Source organism: Microvirga soli (assembly GCF_016734765.1).
Classification (GTDB): Bacteria; Pseudomonadota; Alphaproteobacteria; order Rhizobiales; family Beijerinckiaceae; genus Microvirga; species Microvirga soli.
Map to the genome: position 1 here is coordinate 1 of NZ_JAERQE010000082.1, position 12828 is coordinate 12828.

Below are 12828 nucleotides of genomic sequence, written 5' to 3' on the forward strand. Positions count from 1 at the left end.
TTGCCTCCCGGGCCATATCCTAGTCAACGCGCAGCCCACCCGAATGGATTCAAGCCCAGATCAAAAGCGCTTTAGCGAGTGAGAGCGCTACGCCCTCACTCTGCACCATTGAACAGCAGCGTCGTATTGCCGCCAATCTCGCTCGAGCTTGTCGGACGCTTCTTGCTCAACACTGCCTCGGCCTCAGTCGAGGGCCGGCGGCTTTGGTGAATCTCGAGCCAGGCGATCCGGGATGACGGCACGGTGCCGTCGCCCGGATAGTCTTCCTGCTTGGTGCCGGTGGCTTTCTCGAAGAAGGCTGGATCGTCGAGGGAGGCTATTACCCTGTTCACCAGCCGCTGGAGGGCTCCATCATGCTCGGCGTAGAGATCGATCCCCTGGCTGCGCGCCAGTTCGGCAATGGTCACCAGCGGATCGGCAGCGAAGATGTGATAGTCACGGGCGCGTTTGCCACGCTTCATTTCGAGCGGCAGCGTGCCGTCCGGCGTGATCTGCGCAAGGCCGATGCGGGCGCTGTCGATGCCCCAGCGGGCCAGTTGCTTGTCGTTGGACGCTAGGCCGGCAGCAGCGGCGCCCAGTCCGGCCCAGTAGCGATGATTGTTTCGGCCGGATGTTCCCTTGTTTTTGTCCATGGGCCCGACGAGTTGCTGGCCCAGAGTCTTCAGCCAGGTTTCGACCCTTCTCTTCCGATCGTTCTCAAGGCCTGGCGCGTTGCGGATCTGCATATAAGCCAACGCGAAGCCGCTGAGAGCGCGGCTCAGATTGAACTGCGCCTGCTTCGACCGCATGTCGGTCATGGCATTCGCCGAGGCCCAGGCATCAAGCCAAGTGAGGGCGCAGGTCGCAGCGGCGGTGTTCTTCGGATTCGACTTCACATAGGCGTTCGCAATCTTGACCAGATTGCGTCCATAGACCCGCAGCGGCTCGACAGCCTCCGAGTAGGTCTCCTCAGCGTCCTCATCGATCGTCGCGCGCTGGGTGTCGTCCTGCTTGTACTTGCTCTGCGTGTCGAGGGTGATAACGGGCGCGTCGGGCGTCTCGCACTCGTATTTGGGCTTGGACTGCACATCATCCTTGGCAGGTGCAGGCACGAAATAGCCAGGGCCTTCAGCATGGGCGACGCCCATGAAAGCGGCAAGCAGGTACGCTGCCATGATGGGGGGCAGCAGCGCATATCGCACAGCAACCCGCCTCATCTTCCATTCAGCGTTCCGCACCATTCCGCCACTCCTGCGCTGCTTCCGCTCAGGAAGTAGGCGCGCAGCGCTACAAAGCCAGAGGCGGAGCCTCAGATCGCGCTGGCGAAGCGCCGCGGCTGGGTGTTTCGGTTGCTGGCTACCGGAGGCAGCAGGTCCTGGCCCCGGCCTGCGGTCACGACCAGACGCTTCACCTCACCTCTGAGATAGGCCTGGAGGAATTTGTCGTAATCCTTGAAGGAGACGCAGCCGTTCGAGTCGCCGCGCGGTCCGAGCAGGTAGGTGTGGGCCAGGATGCCGTCTCGGCCGTATATGGCGCCACTGCCGCCCACCGGGTTGAGGCGGATGGCACGCACGCCGTGGAAGAGCGCCTCGCGTTCTGTGAGGGTGTAGGTGCCCGGCGGCGTTGAGCCTTTCATGCGAACATTCACGTGGCGCGGATTGTCCATCATGTCGCCGAGGCCGGAATGGGCCTCGAGCTTCTCGCCGTTCGGCATGTAGACCGTCTGGGCGACGATGTCGTAGACCGCCGTGCCTGAGCTCGCGGGATTGTTGCCGAAGCCGAAGCGCGCCGTCGGCGCGATGCTGCCCGTGCCCCGGTCCAAAGCCGCATAGCTGAGGGCTGCATCCGGCGGGGTGGCCGGGCGGACTCCGAAGAGCTTTTCGAAGAAGTTGCGGTTGTCGGCCGGTGTAGCGGCAGGCGCCGCCTGAGCGCGAGGCATCACGGGTGCGCTCGCCATCTGGGGAGAGCCGGAAGGCTTCGTAGTCTTCAGGTCTGCCGGCCGTGGGACCGGCAGGGGCACGAGTGTGGGCACCGGTGCGACGACTTGAGCGATCTCCGCAGGCGCCGGATCAGGCACCGGCACCTGAGGAGCGATGCGAGCCTCGGGCTGTCCGGACGAGCGAAAACCGGGCTGGTTAGGAGCATCCTGCTTGAAGGCGAGGGCGCCCGCCTTCAGGGTAGGATTCGGATTGATCAGAGCCGGATCAAGGAAGGCCATCGTCACGGGCACGGGCGCTGGGCTTGCCGCAATGCCGGCGGCCGGCGCTTCGGGCGCCGTGTTGCCGGATCGGTCGAAATCGACAAAGAGGGCGACGGGACTGAGCGATATCGCCACGAGAAGAGCGGTCGGCAGCAGGCTGCGGTTCCGGCGGAGGGGCGCGCGACGAAGGGACGAATAAGGCTTGTGGGCCATGGCAAACTCTACGCAACAACTCGCGCTTCGCACGATGCGTTAGAGCGTGCGATCAAGCTCGGGTGCGCCGTTAGGAAGCAATACTCTCACTGGTGCTGATTGAACGATACTTTGGTTAAGATCAGGATAATCTGCAGGTTGATCGGAGACTGTCATGGAAAACTTCACTCCCGCGTCTGCCCTCATCGGAGGCGTCTTGATCGGCGCGGCGGCTGCCCTGCTTCTCGTGTTGAACGGGCGCATAGCCGGCATCAGCGGCATTCTTGGCGGGCTGCTCCTGCCGACATCCGGCGAGGCCCGCTGGCGTTTGGCTTTCCTTGCCGGAATGCTCGCTGCGCCCTTCCTCTATCGCGCTGCAGGGGGCGCTCTACCGAATGTTGCGATCGAGGCATCCGTGCCTGTCCTGGTCGTGGCAGGTCTGATGGTCGGCTTTGGCACCCGCCTCGGGGGAGGATGCACCAGCGGCCATGGCGTCTGCGGCATCGGCAGGCTTTCACCGCGCTCCCTCGTGGCAACCCTTGTCTTCATGACGACGGCCGTTGCAACCGTCCTCATCGCCCGTCATGTCGTGGGAGCGTGAGACATGCCGCTGATCCTCTCCGCCTCTGCGTCCGGTCTTCTCTTCGGCCTCGGCCTCATCGTCTCGCAGATGGTGAATCCGGCCAAGGTGCTGGCCTTCCTCGATATCTTCGGCAACTGGGATCCAAGCCTCGCATTCGTCATGGGCGGTGCGGTTGCCGTCTCGGCTTTGGGCTACTGGATTGCACGCCGCCGCGGCACTCCCGCTCTTGCGCCACGCCTGGAGATTCCGACCCGCCGTGACCTCGATGCTCGCCTGATTGGCGGTGCCGCCCTGTTCGGCATCGGCTGGGGCCTTGTGGGACTGTGTCCGGGGCCGGCTCTGGTTGCGTTGACGTTCGCTCCTGTCGAGATCTTCGTCTTCTTTGCCGCGATGATTGCCGGAATGGCACTCTTTCGCGTCTTGCCGGCGCAATGGCCACAGGTCACCTTCGGCAAAGCCGCTTCCGACCTCGACGGCTGAGGCCTCGATCGCATCACCTGCAATGGGCCGAACAGGAGTTTTCGCCATGCCAGCCGAGACCGAGCCTTTTCAGCACCGACATCCCATCGTCAAGGGGTTCTTGGAGAAACGCACCTGCAGCATTCAGTATGTCGTTGCGGATCCGGAGACGAAACGCTGCGCCATCATTGATCCGGTGCTCGATTTCGAGGTGAAGTCCGGTGCGACGGCAACGGCCTCGGCGGACGAGCTCCTCGCCTATATCGAGCAGCAGGGCTACAGCCTCGAATGGATCCTCGACACGCATCCGCATGCCGATCATTTCTCGGCCGCCGGCTACCTGAAGGACAGGACCGGCGCGCCCACTGCCATCGGCGAGAAGGTGGTGGGCGTCCAGAAGCTCTGGAAGGCCTTCTACAACTGGCCCGACAGCTTCCCGACTGACGGTTCGCAATGGGACCGCCTGTTCGCCGATGGAGAGACGTTCAAGATCGGCAACCTGGACGTGGAAGTGATGTTCTGCCCCGGCCACACGCTCTGCTCGATCACGTATCTCGTCGGCGATGCCGCCTTCATTCACGACACGCTGTTCATGCCGGACGGTGGAACAGCCCGGGCCGACTTTCCCGGCGGTTCGGCCAAGGCCCTATGGCACAGCATTCAGCGCATTATGGCTCTTCCCGATAGCACGCGCCTCTTCACCGGCCACGACTACATGCCGGGCGGCCGCGCTCCGCAGTGGGAGAGCACGGTGGCTCAGCAGCGACGGGAGAACAAACATCTCGTGAGCGCGGCAACCGAGGAAGAGTTCGTGGCCCTGCGCGAAGGCCGAGACCGCGAATTGCCCATGCCGAAGCTCATCCTGAATGCCCTGCAGGTGAATATCCGCGGCGGTCGCTTGCCGAAGCCTGAGAGCAACGGCAGACGCTACCTCAAGATCCCGCTCGACGCCCTGCCGGATGCGCCGTGGGGCGATTGAGGCCTGATGGACGATATCGCGTTTCCACCCCTTGCGGATGGCATTCCAATCCCCATATCAGGCTGACCCAGCGGACATTGTTGTGGACTTCGAAGCGGCGGGCGTCACCGCCTGCTATCGATGAGGCCGTGTCAGGACGGATGTAATCCGGCATGGCCTGTTCCTGCGCTCGCCTGACGATGCGAGCGCCCGTCTGGACCCGATTAGCCCAGGCCCGTAGCAGGCGAGGCGAGAGATGCGCAGGCATCCCGCCCGTTCGCCCCGGAGCCTGGGCTTTTTCATGCCAGCCGTTGGTCGAGTCTTATTGTGACTTGCGCGGATCGTCCGCCGGATTGACGTAGGCGATGCTCCATGGGCCGCGCGTGCTCAGCTGCACCACGGTTTCCTGGTTGACCTGCACATAATGCTGCGTTCCCGGCGCCATGGCGATCACGCCGCCGGCGTTGATGGCCTTCATCTGCGCAGGGTCGACATTGGCTCCCATGCCGATGTTGAACTGGCCACTGACGACAGTGACCACTTCATCGACGGCATGAGTGTGAGCCGGGATCTTGTAGTTTGCCGGGAACTTCAGCCGCATCACGAACACGCCGTCCTTCGTGGGATCCCCGTAGAGGAGCGACATCTGTGCGCCCTTGGGCAGGGAGGGCGGCCCATCCTTCCAAGTGACGTCGCCGGGGTTAGCCATGACATGTTGGTGCTGCGCAGTGGCGGGCACGAGCATGAAGAGAAAAGCCGAGGCACAAGTGGCTGCTTTGAGTGTGAAGAGTTGCATCGCGACCTCCCGTTCAGGGTGATGTGGCGAACGCATACAGGGCGGTCAGGAATGGACATCTGCCGCTGCGGAAAAGCTCTGCCTCTTAAGAGCGGTTGTCAAGAAAATGCGCGCCCTCTCACGACCCTATCGCCAGCTCCGATTTCAGCCAGTCGCGGAACGCACCCACGGCCCGTGCCGGCGGGGCGGACTTTGCGGTTACGAACCAGTATGAAATGCCCGTTGCGTACCGGTCCGGAAAGGGCGCCACGAGGCGCCCCATGGCGATGGCGTCGCAGGCGAGCGTCTCCCACCCGAGGAACACGCCCTGGCCTGCCACTGCCGCATCGAGGCACAGGGACGCGTCTGAAAACACCGGTCCGTCGCCGAGGATGGACTCGTCGAGACCGTTGAGGCCGAGCCACGCATTCCAGCCGAACATTGGGGTCGGTTCGCGGATGATCGGCACGGTGGCCAAGTCGTCAGGGTGGCGCAGGCGCTCCGCGATGGTGGAACTGCACACCGGGAAGACAAGCTGGTCGAGCAGCTTGTCGGCCTTCACATTCGGCCAGCCGCCGCGGCCGACCCGGATGCACACGTCCACATCCGAGGAGCCGGGGTCGACCAGCGACACATCCGCGTCGATGCGGATGCGAATGTCCGGGTGCTGCTCGCGAAAGCCCTGCAGGCGCCAGACCAGCCACTTGCTGGCAAACACCGGTGCGACCGAGACCGTCAGCACGCCCTCGCGCCGCCGCTCGGCGAGCGCCAGCCCGGTCGAGATCTCAGCAAAGCCAGAGGTGAGATAACGCAGCACGTCCTCCCCGAACGATGTCGGCTTCAGGCCCTTCGGGTGCCGTTCGAACAGGGGGCGACCGAACTGCTCCTCGGCCTTGAGGATCTGCTGGCTCACGGCTCCGACAGTGACGCCGAGCTCCTCGGCGGCGGAGCGCAAATTCCCTAGGCGCCCGGCCGCCTCCAGGGCGCGCAGGCCGTTGAGATGAAAGCGGTTCAGGTTGCGCATATAGCTTTTCTATATTTGAGCGCAGAAAAACGCCATTTCTTTCGGTCGGTGAGGGGCGCAGCATGCAGCCATGCTGAACATGATCTCCATCCTCAGACGGATATTCTTTCGCCCGGCATCGGAAAACGAGGGGAGTTTGAGCGGAACGTGGGAGGACGATTCTCTGTCCCATCCGGCCCTGCGGCGGATGAGCCTGGAGGAGCTTGCCGACCTGCCCTTCGAAAGAGGCACGGTTCACCTCGACGAGACGAGCGGCTACAGACGTGGGAGCGATTCACACAAGGCAGCCGATCCGGAATGTCCACCTGGCGAGACGAGAAGAACCAGAAGGCCCGCGCCCGGCTTGAGAAACGCCTCTCCGCGCTCTTTCCGCCTTGCGTCCTCGCCCACGCGCTGCGCCAGCCGCTGATCCCGCCGACCCAGCGCCGGGCGGTGGAATCCTACTGGCGGCACCGGCCGCTTCTGGCCGACCGGCTGGCCCGGGCGCTCGCGGCGAAAAGCGGGCAGCCTGCCGGCTGGCAATGGAGGCTCGGGTCCGACAAGGAGGCCGGCCTGCCGCTCACCTTCCGCATGCCGCCGGCGCCTTTCCGGGAGGCGGCCTTCGCCCGCGGGCCGGGGCATTGCTGCGTGTGCGGGCAGCCGGTGTACAGGCTGGGATGGCATCGCGACATCTGGGATGACGGCAAGCCGAACCGGAACGCCACCTGGCATTCCGCCTGCGTCGTGGCCTGGCAGCTCTGGACGGCCCCGCCCGATCACCTGCGGGCCCTGAAGCTGCGCCAGAACCGGAAATGCGCCACCACCGGCCGCCGCCTGCTCAAGACGGCGGAAGTCGATCACCGGGTGCCGCTCTTCGCCGTCTGGTCCGAGCACCGCTCGAAGCCCTGGCCCGAACTGCTCGCCTTTTGGGGCGCGCCGAATCTCCAGGTGATCAACAAGGCGGCGCATCTGGAGAAATGCGCCGATGAAGCAGCCGAGCGGGCGACGCGGAGATCCGCGCTCGCATCCGACAGCGGAGCCGGGGAGACCGGGCTTTAGCCAAGACGCTTGTTCCCTGTGTTCAGCGGGCGAGGACGAGTGCTGCTTCCTTCGTGGTGGTGACGGCCTGGGACACGCGGCCGACCGCCGAGGAGATCGCCCCGATATTGCCGGAGATGCGCGCCACGGAGTGAGCCGCGCCCTGCATGTTGGACGACATCTCCTGGGTGACCGCGCTCTGCTGCTCGACCGCCGTTGCCACACTGATCACGTGGTCGCGCATGGTCTCGACCGATCCCTGGATCTTCGCCAGCGCACCGACGACCCCGTGGGAGACGCTCTGGACCGCATCGATCTCCGTGGTGATCTGCTCGGTTGCGCGGGCCGCCTGAGCGGCTAGGTTCTTGACCTCGGTGGCAACGACCGCAAAGCCCCGGCCAGCTTCGCCTGCGCGAGCGGCCTCGATGGTGGCGTTGAGCGCCAGCAGGTTGATCTGGCCGGCGATGTTCTGGATCAGGCCCACGATTCCGCCCATGGCGGCCGTTGCGGCCGACAGCTTTTCGGTGAACTCGCTGGCGCCCTTGGCCTCGCTGAAGGCCGTCTCGGTCGCCGCCCTGGAATTCGTCATGCTCTGGGAAATCTCGGCCACGGAAGCCGCCAGCTCTTCGGCCGCCGAGGCCATCATCTGCACGTTGCTGGACGTGCTGGTGACCGCCGCATTGGCTTCCCGCGCTTCCTGATCCGAGTGATCGAGAGCGGTGCCGATCTCGCCGAAATTCCTGTCGATGATCTGGCGCAGGTGGCCCAGCAGGTTCATCTGCTGGGTCACGTCGGTGGCGAACTTGACCACCTTGTAGGGACGCCCGCACGCATCGAGGATCGGGTTGTAGCTGGCCTCGATCCAGATCTCGCGTCCTCCCTTGCCGAACCGCCGGAACTGGCCCGCCTGATATTCGCCCGCCTTGAGCTTGCGCCAGAACGCCTGATAGTCGGAACCGCCGCGCAGGGCCGGATCGACGAACATGCTGTGATGCCGGCCCTTGATCTCGTCGAGCGAGTAGCCCACGGCGGCGAGGAAGTTGGCATTGGCCTCGAGGATGTTGCCGTCGAGGTCAAAGGCGATCACGGCCTGCGACTTGCGGATCGCTTCCACCTGGCCCTTCAGCTCCGCCTGTTCCTGCATCTGCCGGGTGATGTCGGTGGCGAACTTGACGATCTTGAACGGCTTGCCGTCCCGGCCGAGAAGCGGGTTGTAGCTCGCCTCGATCCAGATCTCGCGCCCGCCTTTGCCGAAGCGCCGGAGCGGCCCGCCTGATATTCGCCCTGCTTCAGGCTCGTCCAGAATGCTGCGTATTCGGCGCTGCTGCGCAAGTCGGGATCCACGAACAGGCTGTGATGCTTTCCCCGGACCTCGTCGAGCCCATAGCCCACCGTATCGAAGAAATTGCGGTTCGCCGTCAGGATGTTTCCGTCGAGATCGAACTCGATGATGGCCTGCGAACGGTCGAGTGCGGCGAGTTTGGCTCCGATATCGGCATTGGTCTGTGAGAAGAGAGAAAACATGAAACCTCGGCTGAAATTCGGAGCGCTGGAAAAGTTGATCTAAAATAGACTTCCAACAAAGTGTCGCCGGGTCTGAATGAAAATTCGGTAAATACTAGGCTCCTTTACGGCATGAGCCCGTTTTGACGCGTGGCGCTGGGTTGCTGTGCTTGCAGCCAGCACCTGTGGGCCCGCAGCGTGAGCTGCGAGCCTGAAGGTTGATCGAGGGTGGCGCGTTGGGCAGCCCGGCTCGATGGTTGTGGAAAGGTAAGAGCCGAACTGCTCTTCGCGCACGGTTTGTTTCAGCGGACCTGGAGGCATGCCAGGATCGGCCACCCGCGATCACAGGGGTGCGAGCCCTGCGGCGGGACCGTGCCTGCTCCCACACTGCGACGCCTCGCGAGCGCGCCCCTCTCAGGAACAGATCTAAGAAACCTTATAGCCAAGGTTGGGGCATATGTCAAGAACAAAACAGGAACAAACGTTCTCCGTCATGGCCGGGCTTGTCCCGGCCATCCACGTCTTGAGCCGGGTTGAAGACGTGGATCCCCGGAACAAGTCCGGGGATGACGGTGAGGGTGGCAGGACTGGGGAGTTTCAGAAATAGGAGGGTCCTTCCCGTCCGGAGCCTCAGCGCAGGGGATAAACGGAAGGCGTCTCTTGCCGGGCCGCATCCTGCTTGTCTTAAATGGCGCAACCAGCAGGAGAGGGTGGGCCGATGGCGGGCAAGAACATTCTCATTTTCTCCGATGGCACCGGCCAGGCCGGCGGGCTGCTGCCGGATGAGCGCCGCAGCAACATCTACAAGCTGTTCCGGGCCACGCGGATCGGGCCAGATTCGTCCATCGATCCGGCCGAACAGCTCGCCTTCTACGATCCCGGTCTTGGCACGCAGGCGCTCGGGGCCTCGACGCCGGTCCGCATCTGGCGCTGGGCCTACAACACGGTCAGCCAGGCCATGGGGCTTGGGCTCACCGCCAACATCATCGACTGCTATGCGGCCATCCTGACCCTGTGGGAGCCGGGCGACCGGATCTATCTGTTCGGCTTCAGCCGCGGCGCCTACACCGTGCGGTGCCTCGGCGCCGTGCTGGGTCTCTGCGGCGTGCCCACCACCATGAAGGACGGCACGCCCCTGCGGCGCGATCCGAAGAGCACGCGGGCCATTGCGGACGAGGCGGTCAAGAAGATCTACCAGCACGTCAGCTCCCCGAAGGATGAGGCCTATCTGGAGCAGAGGAGGGCGCTCGCCGCGCGCTTCCGGGCGCAGCACGGCTCCGATGCCGGGGGCAAGGCCAACGCCATCCCCTATTTCATCGGCGTGTTCGACACGGTGGCGGCTTTGGGCAGCTATGGCCTGATGGCGGCATTGGCCCTTGGCGCCGTCGCGGTCATGGCGGCAACCGCCGGGCTCCTGTCGCTCCTGGCCTACACATTCTCCTTCTGGTTCGGGCTCCTCGTGATCGCGGCTGCGGTTCTCGGCTTGATCGGCTTTCTGAAGACTTACGTGAAATATGCCGTCGGCATCGAGGGCTACACGTTCTGGGAGACCCTGCACGTCACCCATCTCAAGATGAAGTTCTACGACAACCAGCTCAATCCGGATGTGCTCTATGCCAAGCACGCCCTGTCCATCGACGAGAACAGGGCCGATTTCGCCCGCGTGCCCTGGACCAACGAGGGCATGGACAATGAGGGCGGACGCTTCGAGCAGGTCTGGTTTGCGGGCAACCACTCGGATGTGGGCGGCAGCTATCCGGAAAACGAATCCCGCCTCTCCGACATCGCCCTGCAATGGATGGTCGAGGCCGCCCAGGCCGTGCCCCACGGCATCAGGATCGACGGCGACGTGCTCCAGCTCTACCCGTCCGCCGCCGGGCCCCAGCACGACGAGTGCAAGAGCGGCCGCTTCGGCCGTTTCTGGGAGAAAGGGCGTCGGGACGTGCCCGAGGACGCGGTGCTGCATCCTTCCGTCAAGGAGCGGTTCGCGCAACCCGCCGTGCTGCACTACGACGAGATGAAGCCGTATCGCCCGGAAAACCTGCGCCGCCACCAGGATGTGAGGCAGTACTACGACGGCCCGGTCGCCGTGTAGTCGCGTCGTCCGTTCCGCGGGTGGCGCTTAAGCACCGTCCCCGCAGACTTGAATGAAGGCGTGGAGCCCGGCCTGCAACCGCGCGTGCGAATCCGGCTCGCGCAGATCGACGGTCACGCAAGCCTCCGGTACGAGCCGCGCCGACATGGTGGCGAGAACTTCACGGAGGGCTGCCTGGGCGTGAGAGGCGCGGGGCGCGGTGTTGATCAGCATCACGGGCTTGCCCGGAAAATCCGGCATGCCCACCAGCCAGTCGAGGGCGTTCTTGAACGTGCCGGGAATGCCGTGCGCATATTCCGGGCAGGCGATAACGAGCGCTGCGGCCTCGGCCACCTGTCGACGGAAATCGGCCACCACGTCCGGGAGTGCGCTCATTTCCACATCGGGGTTGAAATGGGGTAGGGCGCCGATGCCATCATAAAGCGAGAGCGCGGCACCTTCCGACGTGAGCTTTTGCAGCACGCGCAATGCCATGGTGTTGAACGAGCCCGCGCGCAGGCTGCCGGAGAGGCCGAGGAGCTTCATGGCGTCGCGATACCTGGGCTCACGCGCCCGCCGGGGCGTTCTTCGAGCGCTTGGCGGGCTTGGAAGTGTTCAGGGCAGCGGCGGCCTGGATGAGGGTTTTGAAAGCCTGCTCGTCGAGCGTCTCGCCCTGGCGCAGATCGATGGCGCGGCGGGTGTTTCCCTCAAGGCTGGCGTTGAAGAGGCGGGACGGGTCGTCAAGGGAAGCGCCCTTGGGAAAGGTCAGCTTGACGACGGCCTTGTAGGTCTCGCCCGTGCAGATGATCCCGGCCTTCTCCCACACCGGAACCCCCCGCCACTTCACCGCCTCGACCACATCGGGCACCGCCTGCCGGATGAGCGCCCGGACCCGCGCCAGCGTCTCGCCGCGCCAGTCGTTCAGGTGCTGGATATGCGCGTCGATCTCTTGGGAGGGGGAGGGTGGTTCTCGTCCCTTTATCGAGTTGCACTTCACACTCGTCATGATCTCGGTTCTCATTCGTGTCTTAAGCGATACTCAGTAATAAATGGTTTTACTATATTTCGTTACTGGTAAGCTTTGGGAGAATAAATAGCAGCTGGTAACGGAGGCCAGCCCAAGCTCATAAATGTCGCACTTGCAGGGAAGTTCTGCCCCTTCAAGGCTAGATCATGCTCGCGAGGATCGAATAGCCACCTCATAGACTCTATCTGGGAATTCCAGTTCGATCGCATCAGACTTAAAAGTTATTGTCTCTAGAGGAAGGTCATTCTTTTTGGCGAAGGCTCGCAACGACACTTCAATCACCCTCTGGCCGACTCTTTGGTCGGACAGCTTCTGTGCATAGTCTATCAGACCTTGGATTCTTGAATTTCTAGGCTGGGACGCCGGATTTGAGGAATAAGTCGGCTGAATGGCTGTGCCTTCAAGTGCGAGTACCCTATCTTGGAGTGCTGTAATCACCTGATCGCGTGGATCTTCGCTCTCTCTCATCTTAAAACTGGCGTTCGCCTGAGTGATTGGATTACTCACCCTATAATTTGGCTCCTTGATCGCTCTAGCTGATGCAGCAAGCCTTTCTCTTGCATGTTTGATGCTGTCCCACGCGGTCAAATCCACAAAGATTGTGCGATGGCTGACATTATCAAAGGGCAGTAGGGTGCCAGATTTCGCCATGTGGATAGTTGGCTTTTCAGTAGAATGCCTAATACCTAACTCATAGAAAGCGTTCGGGTTAAGGCCAGTTAGATCGGCAACAACCAAATCAGCGTGGATGATATCAGTAACAACTCTGTCGCCAATCATGCCAGGATCTGCATCTTCGTCTGCACGTTTGACAACATACCCAAATTCTTCCGCCTCGAGAACCTCTTTGATGACTGCGTGTAGCAGAAGGTCTGAGTGTTTTCTTTCTTCTGTGCCGTCTTTCCCAATCGGACCTACAACGAAACACATAGGTTGGGCGGACACAGGTTTTGATTGTTTGTGACCTGCCACTGAAGTTTCATCCAGCCGCCGTTAGAGCCCCGGCAGGTGATACGCCGTGTGGCGCGACGTGAGCA

General features: G+C 63.0%; 12 protein-coding genes and 1 pseudogene. 5 read left to right on the forward strand and 8 right to left on the reverse strand.

Annotated features, from left to right (window positions below):
• Positions 1 to 95: 95 nt before the first annotated feature.
• Positions 96 to 1220, reverse strand: coding sequence for an alginate lyase family protein (locus JKL45_RS27925; RefSeq protein ID WP_201865057.1), 1125 nt, complete (start codon positions 1218 to 1220; stop codon positions 96 to 98).
• A 68-nt stretch (positions 1221 to 1288) separates the two neighbouring features.
• Positions 1289 to 2392 (reverse strand): DUF2778 domain-containing protein, encoded by a 1104-nt coding sequence (locus JKL45_RS27930; protein ID WP_201865058.1) that lies wholly within the window; start codon positions 2390 to 2392, stop codon positions 1289 to 1291.
• Positions 2393 to 2546: 154 nt separating this feature from the next.
• Between JKL45_RS27930 and JKL45_RS27935 the strand changes: the two genes are divergently transcribed.
• From JKL45_RS27935 to JKL45_RS27945, 3 genes are read left to right on the forward strand one after another with little or no spacing between them, the layout of a single operon-like run.
• Positions 2547 to 2972 (forward strand): YeeE/YedE family protein, encoded by a 426-nt coding sequence (locus JKL45_RS27935; RefSeq protein WP_201865059.1) that lies wholly within the window; start codon positions 2547 to 2549, stop codon positions 2970 to 2972.
• Positions 2973 to 2975: 3 nt separating this feature from the next.
• Positions 2976 to 3434 carry a DUF6691 family protein gene (locus tag JKL45_RS27940; protein ID WP_201865060.1) on the forward strand — a complete coding sequence of 153 codons (459 nt, stop codon included), beginning with the start codon at positions 2976 to 2978 and terminating at the stop codon, positions 3432 to 3434.
• A 46-nt stretch (positions 3435 to 3480) separates the two neighbouring features.
• Positions 3481 to 4392, forward strand: coding sequence for an MBL fold metallo-hydrolase (locus tag JKL45_RS27945; protein ID WP_201865061.1), 912 nt, complete (start codon positions 3481 to 3483; stop codon positions 4390 to 4392).
• A gap of 301 nt (positions 4393 to 4693) precedes the next feature.
• Here the strand turns inward: JKL45_RS27945 and JKL45_RS27950 are convergent, their stop codons facing one another.
• Together JKL45_RS27950 and JKL45_RS27955 are read right to left on the reverse strand one after the other, a co-directional pair.
• Positions 4694 to 5167, reverse strand: a complete 474-nt coding sequence (locus JKL45_RS27950; RefSeq protein WP_201865062.1) for a cupin domain-containing protein — start codon at positions 5165 to 5167, stop codon at positions 4694 to 4696.
• Between the two features lie 118 nt (positions 5168 to 5285).
• Complete coding sequence (locus JKL45_RS27955) at positions 5286 to 6170, reverse strand: LysR substrate-binding domain-containing protein (RefSeq protein WP_201865063.1); 885 nt, start codon at positions 6168 to 6170, stop codon at positions 5286 to 5288.
• A gap of 297 nt (positions 6171 to 6467) precedes the next feature.
• Between JKL45_RS27955 and JKL45_RS27960 the strand changes: the two genes are divergently transcribed.
• Entirely contained in the window at positions 6468 to 7208 is a 741-nt protein-coding gene (locus tag JKL45_RS27960; RefSeq protein ID WP_201865064.1) for a hypothetical protein, read from the forward strand.
• 22 nt (positions 7209 to 7230) lie between these two features.
• On the opposite strand, the pseudogene JKL45_RS27965 reads toward JKL45_RS27960, so the two are convergent.
• A pseudogene (locus JKL45_RS27965) lies at positions 7231 to 8711 on the reverse strand (methyl-accepting chemotaxis protein).
• 697 nt (positions 8712 to 9408) lie between these two features.
• Between JKL45_RS27965 and JKL45_RS27975 the strand changes: the two are divergent.
• Complete coding sequence (locus JKL45_RS27975; protein ID WP_201865067.1) at positions 9409 to 10785, forward strand: T6SS phospholipase effector Tle1-like catalytic domain-containing protein; 1377 nt, start codon at positions 9409 to 9411, stop codon at positions 10783 to 10785.
• A gap of 27 nt (positions 10786 to 10812) precedes the next feature.
• Here the strand turns inward: JKL45_RS27975 and JKL45_RS27980 are convergent, their stop codons facing one another.
• The 3 genes from JKL45_RS27980 to JKL45_RS27990 form a co-directional block, all read right to left on the reverse strand.
• Positions 10813 to 11310 (reverse strand): NADPH-dependent FMN reductase, encoded by a 498-nt coding sequence (locus JKL45_RS27980; RefSeq protein WP_201865068.1) that lies wholly within the window; start codon positions 11308 to 11310, stop codon positions 10813 to 10815.
• A gap of 19 nt (positions 11311 to 11329) precedes the next feature.
• A complete protein-coding gene (locus JKL45_RS27985; protein WP_201865069.1) occupies positions 11330 to 11785 on the reverse strand; it encodes a DUF1801 domain-containing protein in 456 nt (151 codons plus the stop codon).
• A gap of 150 nt (positions 11786 to 11935) precedes the next feature.
• The gene (locus JKL45_RS27990) at positions 11936 to 12763 is read right to left on the reverse strand and encodes a hypothetical protein (protein WP_201865070.1); all 828 of its coding nucleotides are present in this window, start codon (positions 12761 to 12763) and stop codon (positions 11936 to 11938) included.
• Positions 12764 to 12828 lie beyond the last annotated feature (65 nt).

Coding starts and splice junctions, on each gene's coding strand:
- JKL45_RS27985 (WP_201865069.1), bottom strand. CDS start 11,785: ATGAGAACCGAGATCATGACGAGTGTGAAGTGCAACTCGATAAAGGGA.
- JKL45_RS27945 (WP_201865061.1), top strand. CDS start 3,481: ATGCCAGCCGAGACCGAGCCTTTTCAGCACCGACATCCCATCGTCAAG.
- JKL45_RS27950 (WP_201865062.1), bottom strand. CDS start 5,167: ATGCAACTCTTCACACTCAAAGCAGCCACTTGTGCCTCGGCTTTTCTC.
- JKL45_RS27960 (WP_201865064.1), top strand. CDS start 6,468: ATGTCCACCTGGCGAGACGAGAAGAACCAGAAGGCCCGCGCCCGGCTT.
- JKL45_RS27930 (WP_201865058.1), bottom strand. CDS start 2,392: ATGGCCCACAAGCCTTATTCGTCCCTTCGTCGCGCGCCCCTCCGCCGG.
- JKL45_RS27940 (WP_201865060.1), top strand. CDS start 2,976: ATGCCGCTGATCCTCTCCGCCTCTGCGTCCGGTCTTCTCTTCGGCCTC.
- JKL45_RS27980 (WP_201865068.1), bottom strand. CDS start 11,310: ATGAAGCTCCTCGGCCTCTCCGGCAGCCTGCGCGCGGGCTCGTTCAAC.
- JKL45_RS27925 (WP_201865057.1), bottom strand. CDS start 1,220: ATGGTGCGGAACGCTGAATGGAAGATGAGGCGGGTTGCTGTGCGATAT.
- JKL45_RS27975 (WP_201865067.1), top strand. CDS start 9,409: ATGGCGGGCAAGAACATTCTCATTTTCTCCGATGGCACCGGCCAGGCC.
- JKL45_RS27935 (WP_201865059.1), top strand. CDS start 2,547: ATGGAAAACTTCACTCCCGCGTCTGCCCTCATCGGAGGCGTCTTGATC.
- JKL45_RS27955 (WP_201865063.1), bottom strand. CDS start 6,170: ATGCGCAACCTGAACCGCTTTCATCTCAACGGCCTGCGCGCCCTGGAG.